The sequence below is a fragment of the Paenibacillus sp. J31R122 genome (assembly GCF_056269185.1).
This window is the reverse complement of sequence record NZ_JBWDNM010000003.1, coordinates 399,008-424,581: the sequence shown is the minus strand read 5'-3', so window position 1 is coordinate 424,581 and position 25,574 is coordinate 399,008. Positions and strand designations below refer to the sequence as shown.

23 protein-coding genes are annotated in these 25,574 nt (G+C 44.9%); 10 read left to right on the top strand and 13 right to left on the bottom strand.

What is annotated here, in order from left to right; translation table 11 throughout:
* The first annotated feature begins 117 nt into the window (after window positions 1–117).
* Window positions 118–1,314, top strand: a complete 1,197-nt coding sequence (locus tag AC0YN7_RS08225) for a putative glycoside hydrolase (protein ID WP_475809466.1) — start codon at window positions 118–120, stop codon at window positions 1,312–1,314.
* 124 nt (window positions 1,315–1,438) lie between these two features.
* Here AC0YN7_RS08225 and pfkA read toward each other — a convergent pair whose 3' ends face one another.
* The 3 genes from pfkA to AC0YN7_RS08210 all read right to left on the bottom strand — a co-directional run bounded on the left by pfkA (window position 1,439) and on the right by AC0YN7_RS08210 (window position 3,862).
* Window positions 1,439–2,407 (bottom strand): 6-phosphofructokinase, encoded by a 969-nt coding sequence (gene pfkA / locus AC0YN7_RS08220; RefSeq protein WP_475809465.1) that lies wholly within the window; start codon window positions 2,405–2,407, stop codon window positions 1,439–1,441.
* A gap of 29 nt (window positions 2,408–2,436) precedes the next feature.
* Window positions 2,437–3,465 (bottom strand): tetraprenyl-beta-curcumene synthase family protein, encoded by a 1,029-nt coding sequence (locus tag AC0YN7_RS08215; protein ID WP_475809516.1) that lies wholly within the window; start codon window positions 3,463–3,465, stop codon window positions 2,437–2,439.
* 79 nt (window positions 3,466–3,544) lie between these two features.
* A complete protein-coding gene (locus AC0YN7_RS08210) occupies window positions 3,545–3,862 on the bottom strand; it encodes a hypothetical protein (RefSeq protein WP_475809464.1) in 318 nt (105 codons plus the stop codon).
* Between the two features lie 135 nt (window positions 3,863–3,997).
* On the opposite strand from AC0YN7_RS08210, the gene AC0YN7_RS08205 reads away from it, so the two are divergent.
* Entirely contained in the window at window positions 3,998–5,185 is a 1,188-nt protein-coding gene (locus AC0YN7_RS08205) for an MFS transporter (protein ID WP_475809463.1), read from the top strand.
* Between the two features lie 301 nt (window positions 5,186–5,486).
* Here AC0YN7_RS08205 and AC0YN7_RS08200 read toward each other — a convergent pair whose 3' ends face one another.
* From AC0YN7_RS08200 to AC0YN7_RS08190, 3 genes are all read right to left on the bottom strand, one after another.
* A complete protein-coding gene (locus AC0YN7_RS08200; protein ID WP_475809462.1) occupies window positions 5,487–6,209 on the bottom strand; it encodes a YebC/PmpR family DNA-binding transcriptional regulator in 723 nt (240 codons plus the stop codon).
* A gap of 242 nt (window positions 6,210–6,451) precedes the next feature.
* Window positions 6,452–6,649, bottom strand: coding sequence for a cold shock domain-containing protein (locus AC0YN7_RS08195; RefSeq protein WP_475809461.1), 198 nt, complete (start codon window positions 6,647–6,649; stop codon window positions 6,452–6,454).
* A gap of 77 nt (window positions 6,650–6,726) precedes the next feature.
* Complete coding sequence (locus AC0YN7_RS08190) at window positions 6,727–7,428, bottom strand: class I SAM-dependent methyltransferase (RefSeq protein ID WP_475809460.1); 702 nt, start codon at window positions 7,426–7,428, stop codon at window positions 6,727–6,729.
* Between the two features lie 155 nt (window positions 7,429–7,583).
* On the opposite strand from AC0YN7_RS08190, the gene AC0YN7_RS08185 reads away from it, so the two are divergent.
* The 3 genes from AC0YN7_RS08185 to pepF all read left to right on the top strand — a co-directional run bounded on the left by AC0YN7_RS08185 (window position 7,584) and on the right by pepF (window position 10,164).
* A complete protein-coding gene (locus tag AC0YN7_RS08185; protein ID WP_475809459.1) occupies window positions 7,584–7,817 on the top strand; it encodes a hypothetical protein in 234 nt (77 codons plus the stop codon).
* A 178-nt stretch (window positions 7,818–7,995) separates the two neighbouring features.
* Window positions 7,996–8,178, top strand: a complete 183-nt coding sequence (locus tag AC0YN7_RS08180) for a hypothetical protein (RefSeq protein ID WP_475809458.1) — start codon at window positions 7,996–7,998, stop codon at window positions 8,176–8,178.
* A 195-nt stretch (window positions 8,179–8,373) separates the two neighbouring features.
* Window positions 8,374–10,164 carry an oligoendopeptidase F gene (gene pepF / locus AC0YN7_RS08175; protein WP_475809515.1) on the top strand — a complete coding sequence of 597 codons (1,791 nt, stop codon included), beginning with the start codon at window positions 8,374–8,376 and terminating at the stop codon, window positions 10,162–10,164.
* Window positions 10,165–10,317: 153 nt separating this feature from the next.
* On the opposite strand, the gene AC0YN7_RS08170 is transcribed toward pepF, so the two are convergent.
* The 5 genes from AC0YN7_RS08170 to hemE form a co-directional block, all read right to left on the bottom strand.
* Window positions 10,318–11,181 (bottom strand): DUF92 domain-containing protein, encoded by an 864-nt coding sequence (locus AC0YN7_RS08170; protein WP_475809514.1) that lies wholly within the window; start codon window positions 11,179–11,181, stop codon window positions 10,318–10,320.
* An 85-nt stretch (window positions 11,182–11,266) separates the two neighbouring features.
* Window positions 11,267–12,007 carry a glycerophosphodiester phosphodiesterase gene (locus tag AC0YN7_RS08165; protein WP_475809457.1) on the bottom strand — a complete coding sequence of 247 codons (741 nt, stop codon included), beginning with the start codon at window positions 12,005–12,007 and terminating at the stop codon, window positions 11,267–11,269.
* Between the two features lie 130 nt (window positions 12,008–12,137).
* The gene (locus AC0YN7_RS08160; RefSeq protein WP_475809456.1) at window positions 12,138–13,487 is read right to left on the bottom strand and encodes a CapA family protein; all 1,350 of its coding nucleotides are present in this window, start codon (window positions 13,485–13,487) and stop codon (window positions 12,138–12,140) included.
* A gap of 255 nt (window positions 13,488–13,742) precedes the next feature.
* The gene (gene hemH, locus AC0YN7_RS08155; RefSeq protein ID WP_475809455.1) at window positions 13,743–14,690 is read right to left on the bottom strand and encodes a ferrochelatase; all 948 of its coding nucleotides are present in this window, start codon (window positions 14,688–14,690) and stop codon (window positions 13,743–13,745) included.
* A complete protein-coding gene (hemE, locus tag AC0YN7_RS08150; protein ID WP_475809454.1) occupies window positions 14,677–15,753 on the bottom strand; it encodes a uroporphyrinogen decarboxylase in 1,077 nt (358 codons plus the stop codon). Before hemE ends, hemH begins: the two co-directional genes overlap by 14 nt.
* A 151-nt stretch (window positions 15,754–15,904) precedes the next feature.
* On the opposite strand from hemE, the gene AC0YN7_RS08145 reads away from it, so the two are divergent.
* The 3 genes from AC0YN7_RS08145 to AC0YN7_RS08135 all read left to right on the top strand — a co-directional run bounded on the left by AC0YN7_RS08145 (window position 15,905) and on the right by AC0YN7_RS08135 (window position 18,681).
* A complete protein-coding gene (locus tag AC0YN7_RS08145; protein WP_475809453.1) occupies window positions 15,905–17,128 on the top strand; it encodes an MFS transporter in 1,224 nt (407 codons plus the stop codon).
* A gap of 923 nt (window positions 17,129–18,051) precedes the next feature.
* The gene (locus AC0YN7_RS08140; RefSeq protein WP_475809452.1) at window positions 18,052–18,297 is read left to right on the top strand and encodes a hypothetical protein; all 246 of its coding nucleotides are present in this window, start codon (window positions 18,052–18,054) and stop codon (window positions 18,295–18,297) included.
* Between the two features lie 30 nt (window positions 18,298–18,327).
* Window positions 18,328–18,681, top strand: a complete 354-nt coding sequence (locus AC0YN7_RS08135; RefSeq protein ID WP_475809451.1) for a hypothetical protein — start codon at window positions 18,328–18,330, stop codon at window positions 18,679–18,681.
* Between the two features lie 799 nt (window positions 18,682–19,480).
* Here the strand turns inward: AC0YN7_RS08135 and AC0YN7_RS08130 are convergent.
* Window positions 19,481–20,110, bottom strand: a complete 630-nt coding sequence (locus tag AC0YN7_RS08130; protein WP_475809450.1) for an O-methyltransferase — start codon at window positions 20,108–20,110, stop codon at window positions 19,481–19,483.
* 144 nt (window positions 20,111–20,254) lie between these two features.
* Between AC0YN7_RS08130 and AC0YN7_RS08125 the strand changes: the two genes are divergently transcribed.
* Both AC0YN7_RS08125 and AC0YN7_RS08120 read left to right on the top strand, forming a co-directional pair.
* Window positions 20,255–21,394: a THUMP domain-containing class I SAM-dependent RNA methyltransferase gene (locus AC0YN7_RS08125; protein WP_475809449.1), complete on the top strand. Its 1,140-nt coding sequence runs from the start codon at window positions 20,255–20,257 to the stop codon at window positions 21,392–21,394.
* A 340-nt stretch (window positions 21,395–21,734) separates the two neighbouring features.
* Window positions 21,735–23,789, top strand: coding sequence for an LTA synthase family protein (locus AC0YN7_RS08120; RefSeq protein ID WP_475809448.1), 2,055 nt, complete (start codon window positions 21,735–21,737; stop codon window positions 23,787–23,789).
* A 134-nt stretch (window positions 23,790–23,923) separates the two neighbouring features.
* Here AC0YN7_RS08120 and AC0YN7_RS08115 read toward each other — a convergent pair whose 3' ends face one another.
* Window positions 23,924–25,558, bottom strand: coding sequence for a PDZ domain-containing protein (locus AC0YN7_RS08115; protein WP_475809447.1), 1,635 nt, complete (start codon window positions 25,556–25,558; stop codon window positions 23,924–23,926).
* Between the last annotated feature and the right edge of the window lie 16 nt (window positions 25,559–25,574).

Sequence of the window (25,574 nt, the reverse complement as noted above, 5' to 3'; positions counted from 1 at the left end):
TGCGCCAGTCGAGACTTATTTCGACTGGCTTTTTGTTCGATTTCGAAAATAATTGATGACCCGGACAAGCAGTCTGTCTTATAATCTGATATGAATAGCTAACGGGGAGAGGGCAAAATGGACATCATTATTTCGACAATACTGCTGCTATGTAACTTGCTCACTGGTAGCGGAGAAGACAGTGCGGCAGCCAAACAGCTTGCCATTGCATACGTGAATGCAGCAGCCGGTCAAACCATCATTCAACCAACTTCAGCCTTTCAAGGCGACGTTGGCGAAGAAGCTAGCGGGGCTTCAACTATTAAGAAAGATCCGCAGCCGGATGCACCAGTAGTCAAAGGCATCTATGTAACCGCACACAGCGCTGGCGGCGCGCGAATGGAGTCATTATTGAAATTGCTGGATGACACCGAGCTTAACAGTATGGTTATCGATATTAAGGATGATAACGGTTATATTACATACCCGACTACAACACCTGAGTTACTGGAAGTAGGCACTCCAAAAAAGTACATTCGCGATATCAGCGAGTTAATGTCTACTCTCAAAAAGCATGATATTTATCCGATTGCGCGAATTGTTGCTTTCAAGGATACCGTGCTTGCATTAAAACAACCGGAATTGTCGTTTCTCAATCCAGATGGAACGGTGTGGAAAAATGGACGCGGTGAAAGCTTTGTCAATCCATACCGCAAAGAGGTTTGGACTTATAACATTGCCGTTGCGAAGGAAGCAGCAAAGCTTGGCTTCAAAGAAATCCAATTTGATTATGTTCGTTTCCCAGAAGGATTCGAGAACAAAGCAGCCTCGTTAACCTTCAACAAGACAGAACAAAGTCGTGTCGACGCGGTCGCCGGCTTCGTCAAATACGCCAGAGAGCAGCTTGAACCACTTGGTGTCCGTGTATCTGTGGACATATTCGGCTATGCGGCATCCGTGCCTACTGCTGAGGGAATCGGACAAGATTTTGTAAAAATATCAAACGACGTACATGTTATTTCACCAATGATATATCCTAGTCATTATAGTACGGGCTGGTTTAAGCAGAAATACCCTGACAAAAGTCCGTACGAAACGATCAAAGGAGCTATGATCGACACACATAAGAAGCTTGATCCTACAGGTGAACTCAAACCGATTATCCGGCCATGGATACAGGATTTTACTGCAAGCTGGCTAGGCAAAGGCCAGTTCACCAAATATGGCAAGGCCGAGGTAGAGGCGCAAATCAAAGCGCTGAACGATACTCAGGTTACGGAGTATTTATTATGGAACGCCGGCAACAAGTATACACCTGATGTCACATACAAGTAATTTAATTATCAGCCTCAAAAAAACCGTCCACTCTCGCCTAAGCAGCGAGGTTGAACGGTTTTTCTATGTGCTTATTATTTAAATAATAATTGACACTTCTTATAATGGTTCGTGGAACAATAGCTTATTGAGATAGACGAAGTGCCAAATCATACATATCCATATTAAACGGCTTCTTAGCGTTTACTACTTCTTCAATGTCAGTTGTTACGAGCTCACCTTTTATGACACCGCAAGATTTGCCTGAATCACCAGCCATTAGCTGTCTTACAGCAAAGTCACCAAGCTTGCTTGCTAAAATACGGTCAATAGCAGTCGGTGTTCCACCGCGCTGAATATGGCCAAGTACAGTAACACGAGGCTCGATGTCACATCTCGCTGTAATTTGTTTGGCAACCTCTTCGCCTTTTCCCGCGCCTTCAGCAACAACAATAATACTGTGACGTTTTCCTTTAGCAAAGTTCGTCTTCATCCGATCAGCAACCTCGCTGAGCTCGAATGGAACCTCTGGTACGAGAATCGTTTCCGCACCGCTTGCGAGACCAGCATGAAGCGCAATATCACCGCAATGCCTACCCATAACTTCAACGATCGATGAACGCTCATGCGAGGACATCGTATCACGAATTTTGTTAATCGCATCGACTACAATACTTACCGCTGTATCGAAACCGATTGTAAAGTCTGTGAAAGGTATATCATTATCAATTGTGCCGGGAAGCGTCATAGTCTTAATGCCAAGCTTACTTAGCTTGTTGGCGCCATGATATGAACCGTCGCCGCCTATAACAACGAGACCGTCAATGCCCCTTGAACGAAGCACCTCCGCGCCGCGCTGTTGTCCCTCAGCTGTCATAAACTCTTTGCATCTAGCTGTTTGTAAAATAGTTCCGCCGCGTTGAATAATATCGCCTACGCTCCGCAGATCCATTGGACGCAAATCATCATTGAGAAGTCCTTGATAACCTCTTTGTACACCGTATACATCTAACCCATGATATAGCGCGCTTCGTACTACAGCACGGACAGCAGCGTTCATACCTTGCGAATCTCCTCCGCTTGTCATAACTGCGATTGATTTGACTGCAGACATGGTACATTCCTCCAAGTTGTTTGATTATATTAAGCCTGTTGTTTTCGAATCCAGATGCTGTTTATGAGAAAAAACAGACGCGTAAGCGGACTGTTCTTCATAAGCTTCCGTGAAACATCGCGTACATCCGCCTGATGGCGAACCTTTGGGTCTGACAAATACAAGGCTAATAGCCCTTCAATAATCAAACGATGAAAGCGGGAGGCTGGCAGCTGTTTGACATCCTCCCGCGCTCGATTCACTATGGTGCCGAGACGCTCAACAAGCAAACTATCATTATCATAATAATTACAAAAGTTTAAATCTCCGCCTACGTGGTCCTCTTCCTGATCAATCAGATAATCAAGCAATATATGTAGACCGCAAACATGCGGAAAATAAATATTTTTGATTGATGCTGCATCCTGTATGGACAAATTATCCTCGCTCGCTGCTAGGAACAGCATAAACATTCCAAGCGTCGAGCCTGTTGCTGCCGCAAATTCATTCCATTGCAGATTCGGATAATTTTCCCTATGACCCTCCCACCAAGCTTGCAGCTGAGATTCGCGCAAATCTTTGCGAATATGCTTATACACCTGCAAATCGCCATAAAGCGTAACCAGCTCTATGACATGCTCCTGAACACTGCTATAGGATGGGAGCTTTGCAATTTGGCTCTGACAGATTGTTACTAGATGATGCAAATAACCGCCGTCGTCGTTCTCGCAGCGAAACGCGTAATAATCCTGAAGCTTTGCTTCGGGATTAACAGCATCCAGCATGGATTGATGCAGCAAGCGAAAGTCTTTGGGATCAAGCGAGGTGCTTCGATCACACAGATTGTCCAGATAGTCACTGATCGTTTGTAGAGCTACGATAAGCGGGATTAGCACATGTCTATGCTCAAGGTTTGCAGCCGCATAGACGCCACCGCCCTGGCAATGAAACTTTTTACTGTTCATGCTATCAAGCGCTTGAGTACGCAGCTCGGCATCTGGAATAAGATCCGCGAAGTGACGAAGCTGTTCTAGCTCCTTATTCACTTCAGGAAGCACATATTTATATACTCGATGCATGAGCTTAAATGGATTTTTGGGCACCCTGCTGCTGGATAGAGTCGTTAACCTCACGACGCATCCCTCCTCAACATCATGTTCATGAATGCCAACGTGATTCTATCTGCTGATCAATGCGATACCAGATATGCAAATCATTTATTCGACTCGCATAATCGGCAATATCATAGTTTAGTTTACAAGAATGCTCAAAGCTTTCTTCTTCAAATAACTGGGCTTGCTTCACATTAATAATTTGCTCAAACTCCATGACACGATCAGGAATCGACCCTCGCATGAGCTCCCATTGCTCCACAATTGCCAGCTGTTCTGCTGGTTCGTATTGCTCCCAAGCGGTTTCGAGAACCGGTAAACAAATACGAAGCCGTTCACTCCATTCAAAACGATACGCTCCCATTGTGAACCTCCACACATAAATGTACCATTTCAACTCGTAATAATCCAGCTTCAAATCTCATTACAGCTATTGTTAAATCATGCTATACTGATTACCATATTATTTTCTGAATGGATATGAGGTGAATACCGAACGATGGATACATTAAGCACTTCCTCCCCAATACGGTCGTCCTCCGCTCGAAAAGAGACGCTAGCACTGCGTCTTTACAGCTTTTCCGCCTATTCAACAGCTGCCATGGTTATATCATTTATCCCTCTTTACTATCTTGATCGGGGATTTTCCGAGCAGCAGATTGGTATCATTTATTCCATAGGTCCTTTTATTTCGATATTTGCCAATATTATTTTAGGACTGGTAAGTGATAAATACAGAACGATCAAAAAACTGCTCTTATTGCTTTTGTTCGGTCAACTGGTCATGATTTCGATGTTATTCCCTATTGAGCATTTTGGACTCGTATGTCTAGTTATGATGGGCTTTTATTTTTTTCAAACACCACTAAACCCACTGAGTGACAGCTTAATTCTGTTATCAACCCAGTACACTGGCACGCCTTATGCTCTCGTACGAATATTTGGCTCGCTTGGCTTTGCAGTAACTGCTTACACTTCCGGACTAATTCTGAAGCAGATCGGTTCACAATGGACACTGCCGCTATCACTTATTACAATTGCAATTACAATAGGTATAGCAACGTTTCTTAAAGATTACCAAGGGAGCAGTCGAAAGCTAGACTTCTCCGGCTTCTTTAAACTTATAAGGCAGCGAGAGGTTGTACTATTCTTCTTGATTGTACTAACCATTTCCATCCCGCACCGCATGTACGAAGGCTTCCTTGCCGTAACGATGCATCAAATGGGAGCCAGCAATTCGTTAGTCGGACTTGCTTGGCTCGTATCAGCTTTGAGCGAAATACCAATACTATTTTTACTTGGAAAATATGGTCATAAATTTAAAGAGCTTCCACTCCTAATGATAGCTTCTATTATGTATGCTGTGAGACTTTGGATACTAAGTGATATTCAGGACCCACGCTGGGTAATTGCAACACAAGCAATGCACAGCATATCATTTGGCATATATTTCTCAACCGCGCTGCGGTACCTCACTCAACTCATTCCCGATGAATATCGCGCTTCAGGGCAAGCTCTTTACGCGGTTGTTTGGACAGGCCTTGCGGGAGTGATCAGCGGGACGCTAGGCGGATACGTGTATCAGCATTTGGGCCGCGAAACCTTCTTCAGACTCGGTGCTGCACTAGCTATACTTGCCGCTGTCGGCTTTCTATCCCGTTATTATTTTAGCCGATCTAATCCATAATCTACATCTGATAGCAGCTTAAGCACGAAAATCGTGCTTACAAACTACAACTGACTAAAAAATGAAGCCGTAAGCGTCAAATCGATGCTTACAGCTTCATTTTTTATGATTTAGCTAACGATTAGCTTGCCATAAGCGTGATTATCTTGCTTACTGTCTACAATATGAGTATTAAAATAGCCTGTAAGCACTCAAATGAAGCTTACAGCTTTCTAACCACTGATTCACTAAGATATAAAAATAGGGTAGGGCTGTCCCAAAGCCTTTGTGCCATGGACAACCCACAACCCTCCGCCCTCTATTAGTCTTCGATTAATTCAAAGTTCGAATAAACGTCCTGAACATCGTCACTATCCTCAAAAGCATCCATCATTTTGAGCAGCTTTTCCGCGTTCTCGCCCTCTACTTTGATGATATTTTGTGGCAGCCATCTCACTCCAGCATTCACAAACGAGTAACCTTCCACTTCCAACGCTGTCTTCACCTGTTCAAACTCATGTGGATGAGACAAAATCTCGAAGCTATCGTCATTTACGACAACATCCTCCGCGCCTGCTTCCAATGCAACCATCATCATTGTATCCTCATCCGTCTCGTATGACTCACGATCAACAACAAGCAGTCCTTTGTGGTCAAACATATAGCCTACGCAGCCGCTCTCACCCATATTGCCTCCACGCTTGTTAAACGCGGAACGAACGTCAGCAGCAGTCCGGTTACGATTGTCCGTCAAGCATTTGACCATAATGGCTACGCCGCCAGGTCCATAACCCTCATACATGATTTCTTCATATTCAACACCGTCACCGGCGCCGGCTGCCTTCTTAATCGCACGTTCGATGTTATCATTGGGCATTTGCTCTGCTCTTGCGTTCGCGATGGCTGTTTTCAAGCCGAAGTTTGCGTCCGGGTTAGGTCCGCCTCTGCGCGCTTGTACATAAATTTCACGTCCGAGCTTTACAAACTTGTTATTTTTAGCCTGATCGGCCTTTCCTTTACGGTCCTTGAACAATTTAAACTTCATTATGCTCGCTCCCCTGACAAAGATTCCACGCATTATTTTATCAGAAAAAAAGGGTGTCGGTCAATTAAACATCTGGATCACAAGCGTAAATGGCTGTCGCCGTCCTTTGCGGCGTATATGTTCGTTTCGCGTAGATAGATAAGCTCATTTATAAGTGGAACTTATAAATTCTTATCTATTAAAAAAGCAAAAAAGGGCTCCTGTCACCAGGAAACCCTTCTTTAACCATTTTTATCTGTTCCTTATAGTTTAGTTACGTTTTCCGCTTGCGCACCGCGGTTTCCCTCAGTAATATCAAATTCAACCGCCTGGCCTTCATCCAGCGATTTAAACCCTTCGCCTTGAATAGCGGAGAAATGTACGAATACATCCTCTTGGTTTTCCGTTTGAATAAAACCGTAGCCTTTTTCCGCGTTAAACCATTTAACTGTTCCTTTCAATTGAACACCCTCCTAAAAATGATCGTCGTTTGAACGACGAATAGCCATATTATATTCTCCCCGAAACACAAAATCAATTACAGTAAAATTCGTAAGTATTGGTCAGATGTAGGAATAAATGGGAGTCGAGATTGCATCAGTTCTGCTGTTCCCCCGTCTACCCTAATCCGTTCTAAAAGCTGCTCAAGCTCAGGATATGGCTCCCAATTTAATGAAATGAGCGGATAAATACGAATTTCTCCGTTAGGCTTGCAAACTCTCATCAGTTCATTTATCGCTTGTATATGAAATTCTAGTCCGAATTGGTTAGCATACAAAAACATAAAATGGCTGCACAGCACCAGCGAAAAATGATTATCAGGAAAAGGAAGCTCCGGCAATTTACCATAAACATAGCTGCTTGAACCATCACCGCTTAACACATGCTCTTTAAAAACAGCCATCGACTTCTCACGACCAGCACGATGATGTTCCAATGAGCCATAAAAGCTCCAATCAAATGAGTCCTCCAGCTTAGCAAGCTTGGCAGTCGAGGTTACAATTTCTTCTGATGCTTCTTCTATCCATTGCTGAACATCCTTGTCGTATCTTGGGTCCACAGCTATCACTGAATACCCTCTCGCATTTGCTTCAGCAGTAAAGGACGAACCACCTGCCGCAACGTCAAGCACCCTACCTGCTTGCAGCTCAGTCTCTGTTAAATCGAACATTCTTACATACTCTTCATAGCTTCTGCATGTCATCGCCACACCAATCTGCTCATAACGCTGTGCACACATACTCATCTCTCCTCATCTCGTCTCGTCTAAGCTAATCTCAGCTAATCTAGAACTATTTGAGCTCTCAACTTGCCAGCTCGTATTGATTACAGCCCGCATAATGGCTATGATGATAACAATACCATAAATTAATATTCAAAAGGTGGAAATTACAAATGTTTAAAAAGCATGAAATTTACAAGACCGACAATTACAATATGCTGACGGTTGAAGTACAAGGCAAGACGCTTATTGTTAGAGAAATATCCGATCAATGGGGCGAAGATACTCATACTTTCATTAGCCGGCCCGAAATGCTTCACTGGGCAAATAATCGATTTCGCGAGTCTGACTATGTAGGCCGTGAGGAAGAGCGCGAAGCGATTATAAGCGCGCTCAAATCTATATAAAACCTATATTTCCTTGAAGTAAGCAGGAAATATTGTCCTTAAGAGCGAACATATCGTTACATGGGAGCGCATATGAAACGATATGCGGGTAAAGTGATTACGCGGTCCACTTAATGCCACTCAAAGGTTCTTTCAAGTTTTAGAATTTTGTTTCTTTTTAGGAGGCTTCACAGACGCAATGGACGCAACTGCATCAATTATTTTTATTATTGCGGCTTTCTCGCTCGGGGCGATCGTTATTATGAAGCGAGATTCACTACCTCCCGGGTTACGCCGCGGTCTAGCTCTCGTTTCAATTGCGTTTATCGCTTTTGCTTTTTTCCTTATCGTGTACGCCTTTTTTTCTATGGGGACAGCTTAAGATTAATTGAAGCAGCATAATAGGACATCCTCTGGGGCATAGTAATTAAAACTGTGTCATAGAGGTGATTTTCGAATGAAATGGATGTCCTTGCTGCTCGCTTTAAGCCTAGTACCAACTGCTGTCGCCTCCAATCTTGCAGAAGTGAATAGCTCGTATGCTTCAACAACCTTATCCATATCAAGGAGGATTTCGATGAATAACGTACCGAAACGTTCAGAATCCGCTCAGGAAAGCCGCTGGAAGCTTGAAGATTTGTTTGAAAACCAAGCTGCATGGGACAAGGAATACAAAGAGTCCAAAGAACTCATCAAAAAAGTCGCTTCCTACCAAGGGAAGCTTGCAGACGTTAATCAGCTAAAAGAGTGCTTTGAGCTGGAAGATACGCTCTCCCTGCATGTTGAACGGCTTTATGTTTATGCTAATATGAAGCATCACGAGGATACGGCTGAGCCAACCTATCAAGCCCTTTCTGACAAATCAAAAAAGCTCAGCGTTGAAACAGGTGAAGCTTTATCCTATATTACTCCTGAGGTGCTTAGCCTTTCAGACGAGGCGTTGGATTCGTTAATTTCGAATGCTGACCTAGTGAAATTCCGCCATACACTTGAAGAAATGCGCCGCCAAAAAGCTCACATTTTATCGAAGAATGAAGAAGCGCTGCTTGCTCAAGTCGGTAATGTCAGCTCCGCACCAGGTACTATTTTCAATATGTTAAACAATGCGGATCTAAAGTTTCCTAAGGTTAAAAACGAGGACGGCGAGGAAGTCGAGCTCACACAAGGTCGTTACATACAGTTTCTTGAAAGTAAAAACCAGGATGTTCGCCGTGACGCATTCCTTACGATGTATGACACGTATGGCAAGCTGAAAAACACAGTTGGTTCCACGTTGAACGCCAATGTTACGAAAAATATTTTTTATGCTAACGCTCGTAAATATGATTCCGCTCTGGATATGTCGCTTTATGGTGATAATATTCCTAAGGAAGTATATACGAATCTAATTGACACGATTCATGGACATCTTCCGCTTATGCATAGATACATGAAGCTCCGTAAAAAACTGCTCGGCCTAGACGAGCTTCATATGTACGACTTGTTTGCGCCTCTCGTAGACGAATTCAAGATGGACATTACGTACGAGGAAGCGAAGAAGACTGTCAGCGAGAGCTTGAAGCCGCTTGGCGAGGATTATTTGAATGTATTGCAGGAAGGTTTCGACAACGGTTGGATCGATGTGTATGAGAACGAAGGAAAACGGAGCGGCGCTTATAGCTGGGGCGCTTTTGGCACCCACCCTTATGTGCTTCTGAACCACAAAGATAACTTAAACAGCATGTTCACGTTGACGCACGAAATGGGTCACGCGCTCCATTCGTACTATTCGGACACGAACCAAAATTATCGCGATGCACAATATACGATCTTCCTAGCAGAGGTTGCTTCTACGTTGAACGAGGCGCTTCTAATGGATTATATGCTTAATAAATCAACTGATCCGAAGGAAAAAATGTATTTGCTTACTTACTATGCAGATCAATTCCGGACGACTGTATTCCGTCAAACGATGTTCGCCGAGTTTGAGAAAATCATCCATGAGCGTACAGAAGAAGGCGAGTCATTAACGCCGCAAGAGCTTAGCAAAATCTATTATGATTTGAATGTGAAGTACTACGGCTCTGACATGGTTATTGACAAAGAAATTGAAATGGAATGGGCACGTATCCCCCATTTCTACAATAGCTTCTACGTTTACAAATACGCGACTGGCTTCTCGGCCGCGACAAGCTTCGCGAAGCAAATTTTAGAAGAAGGCGCGCCTGCGGTCGACCGTTATCTTGGGTTTTTGAAAAGCGGCGGAAGCGACTTCTCGATTAATATTTTGAAAAAGGCCGGCGTTGACATGTCATCGCCAGAGCCGATTGAGCAAGCGATGAGCGTATTCGAAGAGCTGATTGGTCAAATGGAACAATTGACGAAGTAGTCTCAATTACAACTGAAGTGTAGATTCTGTCAAAGCGCTTTGAATGAAAGTTGGAAACCGCCAAGGGAACTTGGCGGTTTTTTTATGTTTGCAGGGGTAGTGAGCTGACTTGCGCGACCATACGAGGTGACACACACTTATATGAGAATCCGGCTAAAGAAGAAGGGAACCGATTGCCCAGGCGAGCAGGCCTGCGAAAAGTGATGACAGTAGATTCACCCTGTCGTTGTTCAGCCAGACGAAGCCGCGCACTCGCTCTGCCGCGCTTCCGCAATGCGCGGCGCGCTCTGTCTCGCTGCCGCATATCCGGCAGCGGTACATGGCCTGGCCGGTTGCGCCGAGCAGAGAGTCGGCGAAGGCACCGGCCAGGCCAGCGGCGGCCGCAGCGGCGATGTATGCCGCCGCAGCGGCTCCGCCGCTTGGCATACCCGCAGCAGCTGCAAGCTGCGGGGCTGCCAGCAGCAGCGCGGCAATGGCGCCGATGAACACGGCGCCTGCGAGCGCTGCTGCGCTGCCGAGCGGCGTGACCCCGCCGCTCGTTCCTGCAAGCACCGGCTTACCGCTCGTAATGGAGCGCGGAGCCGTTTTACTCATTGCCCCGATCTCCGTGGCCCATGTATCAGCGTTCACTGCGGCCATCACGCCGATGAACGCGAATAGCCATCCTTGATCGGGCCATATCGAATTTCCGGCGCAAAGCAGCAAGCCCGCGCCCCCATTAGCCCATACTTGGCCGGCATCGCGTCGCCCCGTTTTTTCATATTTCGCTTCGGCGGATATCTTCGCGCGGTGTCGCTTCTTCCACTTCGACCATAGTGTCGAAGAAACGAAAAATCCGATCAATATAGCAAACCACACAGGTGTGCCTAGCGTTACGAAGCCTGTCCCCATTATGACAGCCGACCAAGCCCCAGATATAGACAACGAACGTGCTCGATAAGCAGCTGCAGCAATAAGACCGCTGCCGAGCAAGCCAGCAAGCAGCCTTATCCACCACTCTTCTATTAAACCGACCATTAAATAAGCAACCTCCTGCTTTTTCCACATCCTACATTGATCTAATTTCCTCAGTATGTGGATTAGCTCTCATATTTCCTCTACCTTAAACCATCTCGTTTTGCAAAACAGCATCCTGCCAGCGGTCGGGATAATTGGTACAGATCATCAACTCAGGATCAATCGAGGATACTTTACGGATAGCACGTGTCTCGTTTACCGTCCAAGCCATAACTTGAATGCCTGCATTTTTTAACAAAGTCATTCTATCCTTGTTCAATCGTGAATAGCCAATGGATAAAAAATCCGAACCGAGCTCTTTCAATTCCTTCGGCAGTGTATTGCGCCAGCTATCAAGAATAAGTCCAGTCCTAACCTGATGCGATAGCTTTCGAGCTCGATATAGCGCACCCTCATTGAAAGATGTAAGAACAATATCATTAACCAAACCAAATGCATACACATCTTCCAATACTTTTTGCTCTAGCTGTGGATAGCGGATACCGTCCGTTTTCAGCTCAATATTAAGCATGCAATGACCTGCAGCCGCGATAAGCACCTCTTTGAGCGTTGGAATCTTCTCGCCTTGGTACTTTTGCGAAAACCAATTTCCCGCATCAAGAGTGGCAAGGTCTGCTGCTGTCCAATCCTTCACATAACCTTTGCCGTTAGTTGTACGGCGTAAATTATAATCGTGAATAACGACAGGGACAGCGTCCTTGGACAGCTGAACATCGATTTCAATCCAAGTTACAGTTGGATCAGCGGTCGCCATTCGAATCGCCGCCATCGTATTTTCCGGCGCGCGGCTTGACCAGCCTCTATGCGCAACGCACGGATTTCTCATTAAGTGATCATCCTTCCAACAAGCGAAAACGGCTGTCGCCGTCCATAACGGTGAAAGCTCGTTTCGCGGAGATAATAAGTCTATTTATAAGTTAAAACTTATAAATTGTTATGTATTAAAAAGGTTTTCTTTATTCTGGGACAATCGTCCCATCCGCCTTTAGTTTTACTTGAAAGGAAATGGCTGTCAAACGGTCGATTACCGCCTTTGCCGCCTCATCTTCTAGTGGAGTTGGCTGAGCATTGACCATATACATCGGATGGAACTTCATCTCACAGTCGCCACTCTTCGTGCATACGGCATCAAGTACACCCGTTTCGCCTTCTGTATCTTTTGGATACGCGCTAAAAATAAAGTTTCCTAAACTGTATGCAATCCATTTGCCTTTATACATTTCGAATCCTTGCAGGACATGCGGATGGCTCCCAATGACAAGATCGGCGCCAGCGTCAATATATTGTCTAGCAAAATCCTTCTGGTAAGGCTCCGGTTTGTCCATATACATTGTACCCCAATGAACCATGACGACAACGATATCCGCTTGCTCCTTAGCTTTCGCAATAGCCGCAACCGCACGTCTTGTATCGTAGGTTTCTGCTACACCCGCTTTATTTTTATCCGCTTTCCAAGAGATATCAGGTACAACCTTGCTAAGACCGACATAAGCAATTTTTGTCCCACGCACATCTTTTATGAGCGCTTTAAAAGCTTCTGTATCGTTACTACCTGCGCCCATATGCGAAATGCCTGCCTCGTCCAAATGACTCATCGTGTCAAGAAGGCCTTCCTCACCTTGATCCATCGTATGATTGTTAGCCAAGTTTACTACGTCAAATCCGGCATTTTTTAATTCCGGCAGCGCCTCTGGAGAACCTTTGTAGACATACTCTTTGTTTTCAGCGGGAATGCCTCGATTCGTCACTGGGTATTCCAAATTACCCGCCATTACATCAGGCTCACTTAAATATAATAACGATTTTCGATATAAATAATCATAGCCTTCACGCTTCAAAAAACTGTCAACGTATTCACCGATCAGCAAATCACCTACAAAAGATAAACTGACCGTTTCGCGAGTGGGCTCACTTTCTTCTGCAACTGGTTCGTCATCTTTGGGTACATCTGTATCTGCAGGGTCGTTCCCAGAAGCAGTCTCTCCAGACTCTTCATCTACACTTTCATTGCCATCAACATTATCCGTGTCTCCCTGATCTACTATATTCGGCTCCTCTGCTTCTGTCTGATCAGCATTTTTCGGTTCTCCTGCTTCCGCCTTCTCCTGCTCGGAATCAATCTTCGAACCTATTCCGACAACATTAAGCCAATCGGACATTCTATCAGAATTGGATACAGTTATCCAAACGCCGACAAGCACAAAAATAATACCTAGCAGCGTCAAATTAATGTACATCACTTTTCTAACCTTTTTTTTACGTTTAAGCTTATCCTGTTGATGTAATTCTGTACGGGATACACGCATGGAAGATGGCTCCTTTTGCTAGAATATTTCCCATTATAGCAATCTTCGGACGATGTTGCGAAAACTATTATTTAATTGCTTGAATTGCCCACGCTGCAGAGCTGCTTTGCAGACTTGCTGCAAGTCTGAATAAAACCGCCGGTCTACTGCATCACTTCTCACTCCAAATAAAAAAAAGCGGAGCTCAGTACGCCGATCCATTCGTCAATAAAGACAAATCGATCAGAGCCCCGAGTCTCCGCCTCTTAATCATTGCTATTCTTGGCTGGCTAATGCCTCGATGACCGATTCAGCCAACGTTTCCATATATAGTGGATCACGATTCAACATCGCAATTCTGTCCAACGTTATACCTAACTCTTTGGATTGAGCCTGCGCTTCAATATCGAGGTCGTATAGCACCTCCAGATGATCGGAAACGAAACCAACCGGTGCTACAAGCACTGCTTTAACGCCTTCTTCACTAAGTACAGGCAGCGTCTCCAAAATGTCCGGTCCGAGCCAAGGATCTCTTGTCCGTCCCGCGCTTTGCCAAGTAAATTGCCAATCGGACACATTAGCAGCTTTCGCTACCGCAGCGGAAGTCTCCAGCAATTGCTGCTCATAAGGATCTCCTACCTCACGAATTTTAACTGGCAAGCTATGTGCGCTGAACAGTACCTTCACTCGCGCTTTCCCGTCCGTAGACTTAGACAACCTGCTCAAACCATCCACAACTCGTTCAGTGAGCGCCTTAAGCAGCTTTGGATGCATATGGTACTGCTTAACGAATGTCATCTCAATTCCTAGCTCAGCAGCCTTCTCCTGTGCTCGTTTAATATAACTTCCAACGCTCATCGTCGAATAATGAGGTGCTAGCACGATGCCGACTGACTTCGTAAAGCCATCCTTCGCCATCTGCTCAACGCCGTCTTCGATATAGGGCTTTGCATGCTTCAAGCCTTGATAACAAACGAATCGACCTGGAGCCAGCTGTTCTAGCTTGTCCTGCAAGCCTGCTACTTGCCCGTTCGTATTCTCTCTTAGCGGGAATACGCCACCGACGATTGCTTCATAACGGCCCTTGAGCTCTGCTAGCAGCTCGGGAGTTGGAGCATGGCCTCGACGAATATGCGTATAATACGCTTCAACATCATCCATCGACTCTGGTGTTCCGTATGACATAACAAGCACGCCAATCTTTTGTTCTTTATGCTCTGACATGACTTGCCTCCCTTTGATTACGCTCCATTATCGCCTTCTCTGAGTAAGAATGAACGAATGCAGTTAATTGGGCAAGCTTCTCTAAAGACGCTTCAGGAAACAATCCATGTCCGAGGTTAAAAATAAAGCCCGGATCTTCAATCCCTTGATCAATAATCTCTTTCGCATACGATTCGATTACACTGATCGGAGCCGTAAGTATCGTTGGGTCCAAATTGCCTTGTACCGCAAACCCGTTGTCCAGTCTGCGCCGGCCCTCTGCAATCGATACTCGCCAATCAAGACCGATAACATCAGCTTTCACTTGATGAAGCTCTGGAAGCAGCTCTCCCGAGCTAACTCCTGGGAAATATATTTTTGGCAGATTCAAATCTGACAGCTCTGCAAAAATACGTTCTATCGTCGGTAGAACAAATAAACGGAAATCAGCTGGCGATAACGCCCCTACCCAGCTGTCAAACAGCTGAAATGCTTTGCCGCCTGCAGCTGCATGCGCGCGCAAATATGCAATGACCATATCGCCAAGCTTATGCATCAGCTTATGCCATACTTCCGGCTCGCTGTACATCATCTCTTTCGTGCGCAAATAGTTTTTGGATGGTCTGCCTTCAATTAAATAGCTGGCAATCGTGAACGGCGCGCCTGCAAATGTGATGAGCGGAACTTCTAGTTGGCGATCCAAAATACGAATCGTCTCTATGACATGTCCTAAATCACCTTCTACATCAATAGGCTTCAGTCGATCAACGTCGGCTGCAGAACGAATCGGATTATGAATAACGGGCCCTATATTAGCCACAATGTCAAAATCAATACCAATCGATGCGACTGGATTCATAATATCTGAATACAAAATAGCTGCATCAACACCCAGCTTACGGACAGGCATCATCGTAATTTCAGCTGCCAGTTCCGGCTGTTTGCATATTTCAAGCAATGTAAATTTTTCTTTTATTTTGCGATAATCAGGATCGTATCTTCCTGCCTGTCGCATATACCATACAGGTACACGATCTACGTGTTCTTTCCGGCAAGCCCGTATGAAACGGTCGTTAAAAGACATTCCCGTTCCCCATTTCTATGTATTTTCATATGTTTACATTATGCCCTTTTTCCACTGACCTAACAACCGCCGTAATACGATTTCCTATGACAATAGTATGACAATCGGCCTAATTTCCTTTACTCCTTTGTCATGTGCTATAATTTCGGCTATGGAACAATGGAAAAAAAATCTTATCGTACTGTGGTTTGGTCAGTTTCTGGTAATGGCTGGGATGACAATGATCATTCCGTTTCTGTCACTCTATTTGCAATTTGATTTAGGCTTAACAGATAAGCATGAGATCGGCATATGGGCTGGTTTTATTTTTGCAGGAAACTTTGTTACCTCATTTATTTTCCAACCCATATGGGGGAAATTTGCCGATCGCTATGGACGTAAAATCATGCTGCTTCGCTCCGGCTTTGGCATGGCAATCGTGATGGTGTTAATGGGTTTTGCTACAAATCCATGGCATTTGCTGCTGCTTCGTATGCTGAACGGCACAATTTCCGGATTTAATCCAGCCTCTGTCGCGCTTATCTCAGCCACGACGCCTAAAGCCAAAATAGGCTTCGCTATGGGAACAATTCAGTCAGGAGGTATAGCAGGAGCAATACTCGGTCCGTTCATTGGCGGCTTGCTCGCAGATACAATTGGCTTCCGACCGATTTTTTATTTAACAGGTGCCTTATTATTCGCTGCATCTTTACTCGCGTTGATTGTAGTAAAAGAACCTTTTGACCGTGCTAAGGCCGCGGCTCGTGTGCAAGTTTCCGTTATTGAAGGCTTCCATAAGCTTAGCCGTATCCCTCAGCTAACAGCGCTGTTTGCTGTAACCTTTCTTATACAATTTGCAATGATGAGTCCGATGGCACTCATACCACTATACGTACAAGAGCTGCACGGCTCGACCGCCAACTTAGCTTTTCTAGCCGGGTTCGTCGGTTCGGTAACTGGGCTCTCAAACCTCATTGCATCGCCACTGCTCGGCAGACTTAGTGATCGGATCGGAGCAGAGCCTGTGCTCGGAGTAGCCCTAGTCGGAGCTGCGCTTGCTTTCATTCCGCAAGCACTTGCCGGAACCGTGTGGCAGCTGCTGCTAGCACGATTTATTCTCGGTATTTTCCTAGGTGGATTAATACCGACTGTTAATGCGTTGATTCGAAAATATACGCCGGACGGTATGGAAAGCCGAGCTTATAGCTTCAATAGCAGCACACTTAGCCTCGGAAATATGGTCGGACCAATTACAGGCGGAGCACTATCAGGCTGGATCGGCATTCAAGGGCTATTCCTTGTTTCCTCAGTCATGATGCTGGCTAACGCATTCTGGGTATGGCAAACGCTGCTTCGAAAGCGTCCCAGTCTGTTAAAAAAGTCGGATGGGGAGTAAACATAGTACTCATATCATCACGCATATCATACATGTCATTCATGGTACGCAAAGTACACAAAGTACACACAGCACACCTAGTGCACCTAGTCACACCCACACCTAGTACACCTTGCACACCAGAACGCCCAGCATACTATGTATACCTAGCACACCTAGCAGACCTAAATACCAAGCACACCTAACACACCAAGCATACCTAGAACAACTTTCATACCTAGCATACCTTGAACACCTAACACACCTAACACACTCAGCACACCCAGCACACCTAGCCACACCAAGCATACCTTGCACACCTTGCACACCTAGCACAGCTAGCCACACCTTGTACACCTTGTACACCAGAACACCCTGCACACATTTGGCACAATACAAAAAAAAAATCAAAGCCCCTCATCTGAGGGGTTACTACTCATACTTCTAGTGCGCCAGCTAATCACCATGTGTCTTTTGCATCTGTTTGAGCACTAAATCATCTTCTACGACGTATATGTAGTAACTCCTAAATGTGCCCCCGCTGCGAACGTAGTGATTTAGTTTCATTTTTTGAGTATAATGCTTGCTAGTGGGTAAATGCCGTTCATTTAATTTCACTATTTGAAACTAATGACCTGCTCACATCCAATTACAAGGTGATTCACCCAATTAGTTTCAAAATCTGAATTTAACTAGCCTCAACTACAGCACTAGCTCCATTTAGTTTCACAAAATGAAACAAGCAATGCTAACATTCAACTTTATGTAGCAGGACTGACCAAGTTGTGATAAGATCTCCATAAAATATGGTTAATAATGTCGCAAAGCATGCGCCGTGAAAGCAGGTACCCTCCTGCTTTAGCGGCGTTTATTATTTTTATAGGAGGAATTGCATTAAATGACATCGCTATTCAATGATACCCATCAGCAATGGTTAACTAAGCATGCACGGAAATAGAACGGGCGAATCACTTCGACGACTAAATGAAGGCCATGCTCACGCTGAACAAATGATGCTACAACATATTTGGTGGCCTGCATTCGGACATTTTCAGCATTTGCATCCCGAATATGAGGTTCAAGATTTTAATGAAGGCTACCGTTACATTGATTTTGCTTACATCAGATCACATGCTCGGATTGCAATCGAAGTTGACGGCTACAGCACACACTTGCGCAACATCTCATGAAAGCAATTTTGTGATCAGTGGGTGCGACAAATGCATTTAACTAATGATAATTGGACGGTCATTCGCATCGGTTATGACGATATTGAGAATCGGCCCCGATTGTGGCAGCAATTACTTCAACAAATGGTGGGGAGATTATTCGGAGACTCTACTTCAATTAATGATCTAAATGTGTACGAGCGTGAAATTTTACGTCTAGCATTACGAATCGAAAGACCGCTTCAGCTAGTTGACGTTAAAGTGGCTTTGGATTGTTGTTACAACACTGCGCGTTCCCATATCCGTAATCTCGAAAAGACGGAATGGTTACAAGCAGAAAAAGGTGGCTCTCTCCGCACACATTCATGGAAACTCAGCACCTCAAAACGTTCACTCTTACAATAAAAGAAACATCGACTAATAAATTCTCAGCAGCACAGCAGCTACTTGAATCAAAAGAAACAACTACAGTAGCAACTAGAAACCGATGAATCAGCTTCAATAGCAACTAGAAACTAATGAAACAACTACAGTAGCAACTAGAACCCAACAGAAACAGCTTCAATAGCAAATAAAAACCGAAGAAATAGCTAGTAGTTGCTAAAAACCAACAGGAACATCAGCAATGGATTTAGTTTCATTATTATGAACTAAACAACAGAACCTTTCCGAATTTAGTAGCAGTATGTTCAGAAATTGAAACTATTCGAGAGGTATTGGCTATTTTGAAACTAGTTTGTGCGTTCTAAGTTCACTAAGTGAAACTAAATCGTTGCTCCAAAGCTATGGTATAGTAATAGACTCATTTTTTGAAACTAACTAACACACTTCTGCCTTTAAATGAACAGCGACCCCCAAGAGAGCTACTTATCCAAAGTATCCTTCTTCCTTATTGGGGGTCGCTGTTCAACAGACCAAGTAAATCAACAGTATTTGTTATTTCAAAATTCCACTTAAAGATGCGTTTTATCTGAAGTTTAAATTACTGTCTCATCATAGAGATGGCTTTATACAGTCCTTATATCCCGCTCTTCCCATCCGGCATTTAGTAAAATCTCTAGGGGTCAGTGTTTGTTAGGGGGACACGCGGATGTTTGATTTCACTAATTCTAAAATATAAATTCATTAAATCTATGCGATTAACACTTCATCGAAAGTGAAGCCTCTAGTACAAATCCACTTTCAATGAAGCATAACATCGCATTTAGTTCACAATAGCTATAGCAAGCCCATCATAGCCAGGCAAAACGGTAGTCATCAGCCTGCTGTCCGTAGCGATCGTTTCATTGAAGGAACGTACAGCGAGAACCGCTGGCCCCTGCTTCTCTTCATTAATGGTTCTGCCGCGCAGCAAAATGTTGTCTCCCACAATGACAGCGCCCGGATTCGCCATTTCGATAGCATAGTTCAAATAAACTGGATAGCCCTCTTTATCCGCATCTATAAAAAAGAAGTCAAACTTCTGCCCGCTCTCCTTCAGCTCCGCCAAGCTTAGCTTCGCATCGCCAACCATGTATTCGACCTGATCGCCATGTCCCGCCGCTTCCATATGCTCCTTCGCAACATCTGCATAGTTTTGGAGCAGCTCAAGCGATACTAACTTGCCCTCTGCTTTTAAGCCTCTAACCAAGCAAATTCCGCTATATCCTCCAAGCGCGCCAATCTCCAATATATTTTGTGCTCCCGACATCTTGACGAGCATCGTTAATAGTCGACCGTACCCGTCAGCCACTGAAATATCGGGCATTCCTTTCGAGGCAATCCCTAATTTTACCCGCTCTAGATCGACATCTTTTCCATAAAGTGAATCCACATATTGTTCATTTTTCAACATTTTTCGCTCTCTCCAATTTACAATTTGTAAATACAGCCTAATTTGTCCTATACTTGATTGTATGATTTTGAACGTGGGGTTACAAGCGTATCCTTTCGTTACGGCTTTAACTATCGCATAGTATTCAAGAAAAGAGAGTGCATAATGGAAAATTTACAGCTAATAGCAACCGCGCCTATGGGCCTTGAGGCGGTTGTAGCTCGTGAGCTAAAGGATTTAGGCTATACAGACCTGCAGGTTGAGAACGGGCGTGTCAATTTCAGAGGTGGTCCTATCGATATTTGCCGTACTAATCTCTGGCTGCGTTCAGCCGGCCGAATTCTTATCAAAATGGGCGAGTTCCCCGCAACGACATTCGAAGAGCTTTTTGAAGGAACGAAAGCACTGGATTGGCCGACCTGGATTCCTAATGACGGTGAATTTCCAGTAGACGGCCGTTCACAGAAATCACAGCTTACTAGCGTTCCCGCATGCCAAAGCATTGTCAAAAAGGCAGTCGTTGAAAAAATGAAGGATGCTTATGGCACGGAATGGTTTGATGAAAATGGCGGTCGTTACGTTATTGAAGTAACGCTAATGAATGACCGAGCAATGCTCACACTAGATACAACTGGTGCCGGTCTTCATAAAAGGGGTTATCGCAAAGTAGCAACTGAAGCACCAATTCGTGAAACGATGGCAGCAGCACTCATTCAGCTTAGCCGCTGGCGTCCGGAGCGTCCGTTTTATGATCCTTTTTGCGGCTCAGGGACATTTCTAATTGAAGCTGCAATGATTGGCTGGAACATTGCACCGGGTTTACGCCGTACGTTCAACAGCGAGGGCTGGCCGCTCGTTCCTATGGAGCTTTGGGATAGAGCTCGCGAAGAGGCGTTTGATCTAGTTAAGGATGATATTCCACTGCAAATCACCGGATCTGATATTGATCCGAATGCGATTGAGATTGCAGAAGCTGCTGTGAAAAAAGCTGGTTTTGGCAAAGACATTAAACTACTCGTTCAGCCCGTTGCAAAAGTAAAGCCTGTAGGTGATTACGGGGTAATGATTACGAATCCACCTTATGGTGAGCGACTCGGAGATGATGCAGAGGCGGAAGCTGCGCTGCGTCAGTTTGGCTTGACTGCCCTTCATTACCCGACTTGGTCGTATTTTGCAATTACGCCTTCCACTACAATCGAGCATTATTTCGGCAAACCTGCCGATAAGAAGCGGAAGCTGTTTAATGGTCGAATCGAATGTAATTACTTCCAGTTCTTTGGAGCATTGCCGCCGCGCAATAAATAAAGTCCTTTCTGGGAAACTCTTTAAGAAAAAGTTAAAAGATTCTTCAGAAATTTAGTTTTCCATTATTAAATTGTTTATTTAATAATGAAATGGAAATGTTAGGTTATCTATAAAATGATTTCAAGTATTTCCAGGCATGTATTCAAGCTCTATCCGAGAAAGGAGTGACTATACAAGCGGCTTCTTAAGCAGAAGAGCAGCTAAGCCGCGATCAAAGGATCGTCTTCGATGATCTTATCTTTCATTCCACAGAATATACGGCTAAGTCAACCAATAGAGATAAAGTTGACGCCACTCCACGCGAATTCGCAATTCTAGATTAGAAAAGGATGTTATATTCATGATACCTGTCCAGCAAAATGTTTTAAGGCGCTGCTTGAGCTTCGTGTTAATTTGGCTTGAGCGGCTAAAGGCTGTCGACTTCCTGCTATTTACTTTCGCTATGATGCTCAAGCTTTATTTATTTAATAGACTTCTATCCGTTAAATATATGGACATGACCAAAATAGATGCAACGATCGAGCTCGGAGCGGTCCTGCTGGTTGCTTTCTGGACCGTTTGGTTCGCGGCACGCGGGAGAATCATTGCTCTTGTCATTCTAAATATGTTCCTATCCTTTGTTTTGTACGCAGATGTGATCTATTATCGCTATTTCCAAGATCTCATCTCTGTCCCCGTCCTGATGCAATTAAGCCAGGTGGGTGCATTAGGCGGAAGTATCGGCACCTTGATCAATGTTAAAGATTTCCTATTGTTTATCGATTGGATCATTATTGTTCCTTTTGCTGTATATGTAGCTTGGCGTGGGCGCGGAGATTTACGTCACGCTAACGCTCATCGCAAACCTGCGCCGTTATGGCGCAAAGCACTCATTCGCATCGTTGTCAGCGCTGCAATATTCATCCTAGGTTCGACGCTCGTTTTCTCTAATGTAAATGAGGCAAAACGCACTTGGGCAGCAAGCGTCTTTACCGGAAGCTGGTGGAATTTATCGATTTATAATGTTACTGGGGCACTTGGCTTTCATGGCTACGACATTTCTCGTTATGTTAAGCGTCACTGGCTCGATGCGGAGACGGTCTCCGCACAGGAGAAATCAGAAGCTAATGATTGGATGAAAGCGCGCGGCCAAGTACGAGGTCAGCTAGAGAAAGAAGATCCTCTATTTGGCGCTTACGCAGGCAGCAACGTTCTGATGGTTCAAACGGAAGCGTTGAACAACTTTATGATTGACAAATCGATTGGCGGCCAAGAAATTACGCCTAACTTAAACAAACTGATTAAAGAGAGCGCCTATTTCAGCCAGTTCTATCACCAGACCAATCAAGGAAGAACATCCGACGCCGATTCTAGCGCAAATTGCTCGGTGCATCCACTGACGAACGGCTCGCTATTCATCCAATATGCTTCAAATGAATTCGATTGTTTACCGACAACTTTGAAAACGCATGACTATTCAGCTACTGTATTCCATGCGTACGAAGGCGGCTTTTGGAATCGAAATTCGATGTATCATAATATGAAATACGATAAATTTTACAATCTAAAGGATTTTAAACTCGATGAAAAGGTTGGCTGGTCAGTTGGGGACAAGTCTTTCTTCAGACAGTCAATGGATGTTATCTCCAAAGAGAAGAAGCCTTTTTACTCCTTCCTCATTACATTAACGAGCCATCATCCATTTACTATGCCTGAGGCGGAGAAAAAGCTCAATGTAGGCGATTTAAACGGAACTATAATGGGAGATTATTTGCAATCCGTTCATTATGTCGATGCCGCGCTAGGCGAGCTAGTCGAGCGAATGAAAGCTGAAGGCCTATGGGACAATACAATATTCTTACTATATGGTGACCACGACAATTCGATAAAAGAATGGGAGTTATACGAAAAATTTCTAGGCAAGCCTCTTAACGCATTGGAACAGCAAATGATTCTGAAGCAGGTGCCGTTTATTGTTCACTTGCCGAATGATGATCAAGCGGGTACGTACACAAATGTTGGTGGTCAGCTTGATATAACACCGACTATCCTTCATTTGCTCGGTATCTCCTCTGCTGATCAGTATTTGTTCGGGACGCCTCTAGTGATGGAGAAGCCGCTCGAGGGGAAAATAGTTGCCCATAGGAATGGTTCATGGACGGACGGAACCGTCTTCTACATGCCTTCTGGTGATGGTATCGCCGAGAACGGAAAATGCTGGAATATTGCCGCTAACGAAATTGGCGATATTAATGCATGTAGTGGAAAAGTTGAAGAGGTGCGCAAGGAGTTGTTCATCTCCGATCAGATCGTGATGAATGATTTGATCAAAGACTTTAAAGAGCAAGCAGCTACCGAAGCTCGCGCGAACGTCCAAGACGGGGATGACAAGGAAGTAGCACTGAGTAGTAAGTAATAAGCATAACCGGCTTTTACCGTTCTTTAGCGGCGTAAGCTCGTCTCACGGAGATGTAAAAGGGGCTGTCCCTAAGGTCTAATTAGACCTTAGCGGACAGCCCCTTTTCGCTCTATAGTGTGATCACCGAACACTTACTGCTTTGCTAACCAACTCAAAATATCATCAATCGTATGCACAGGTACAATATTCAAATCAGGCGCGGCTCCCTGAGCAGCTTCCTCCAGCTCCGCTGGAACGAAGAACACATCGGCATCCGTACGGCTTATCGCATAAGCCTTCTGCTGAATTCCTCCGATGAGACCTACTGAGCCGTCTTCTTCGATAGTTCCCGTCCCTGCCACCTTTAAACCGTGAGTAACGCCACCTGGTGTTAATTGATCGATTAACGCTAATGTCAGCATCGCCCCATGTGATGGTCCGCCTATATGCGCCATATATCGGTTATAATCGATGCCGCGAGGAATATCTAGGTGTTGTGCCGTTTCTACTGAAATACCGAATACAGCCCGTTCTGGAGCCTCCTGAGACGCCCTTGTTGGCACTTCTACTCGAATACTCTCAGTCTGTCTCCGCAGCGTAACGTCGACTGACTCGCCAGGTGCTACTGATTTGTCCATATAGCCGATCATATCATCAATCGTTCTAACATTCTGGTCATTTAATTTTACAATGATATCTCCCGCTTGTAGAAGCTGTTCGGCTGGACTATCCTTCACGATTGCTATGACACGTATCCCCTCCGCTGTTATCCCGCTTCCGACACCAGCCTTCTTCATCGCAACGGCAGCCGCTACACTATTCGCATCTCTCTTCATCATGACGACCTGCGTGTATGATTCTGTGAGCGGAGGCTCATCCTCCGGAATTTTCTCGAATGTATAGAGCGGAAATATTTTTGCATAAAGCCAGTCAGCAGCTACAGCTGGTCTATCAAATACAAGTACGCCGTTCACTTCGCCGCTGCTGCCTCCTCCTTCGACATGCGCATAGCGATTCATATTCAGTGTCATTCCTGGATATGTAACGCGATAGCCTGTCGGATAAAGCAGTCCCAGCAGCAGTGCTGCAGTAACGAGCAGAATGCCTCCACTTCGTATAGGTAGGTGAAGCAGCCGTTTATGCCTCGCACCAGATCCAATCCTATGACCGATTAACTTCTGCTCTTCCTCTTTTCCCCTTTTGACCACTTCAATATCTCTCTGCTTTGTTGGATGTACCTTTCTCATTCGGTTACTAACCTCACGAGGCCAATTGAGAGCTTCGCTAAGCAGCATATCTGCAAGCATGAGCACAGCAGCAGCCCCAATTAATACGAGCAGTAGAAACAATCGCTCGGGAGCAAACAACACCAATGATGCCCCTGCAACGCTGAGCACAATAATGCCCAGACGTATCAGCTGCATCAACCCCAGCAGCAGCTTTGCCCCACGTGAATTCCACACCTTATCAACTTCGATTGCTCTCTCTCTTTCTTTTGGCATTGACTCGTTCAGCCGCTCGCTCTGCTGCTGGAGTGACCGACAGACTTGTTGTCCCCTCCATTGCTTCCAAAGCCCAAGCCCTGCGCCTAACGCCCAACATAACGGTACAAGTGCCAGCAGATAAAATAATCGATCAATCATCTCAATCCATTGCATGCCACTGCTTGTTCGAAGCGGAGCAGGCAGCCATATGAGTTCTGCAGCAATTATAAAGAAAAGAGCAATAGCTAAACCGATTGTATAATAGCGGATAGACAGGTTATATGATTGATAATGCTTGTCCAACTGAAGCTCCTCCGTT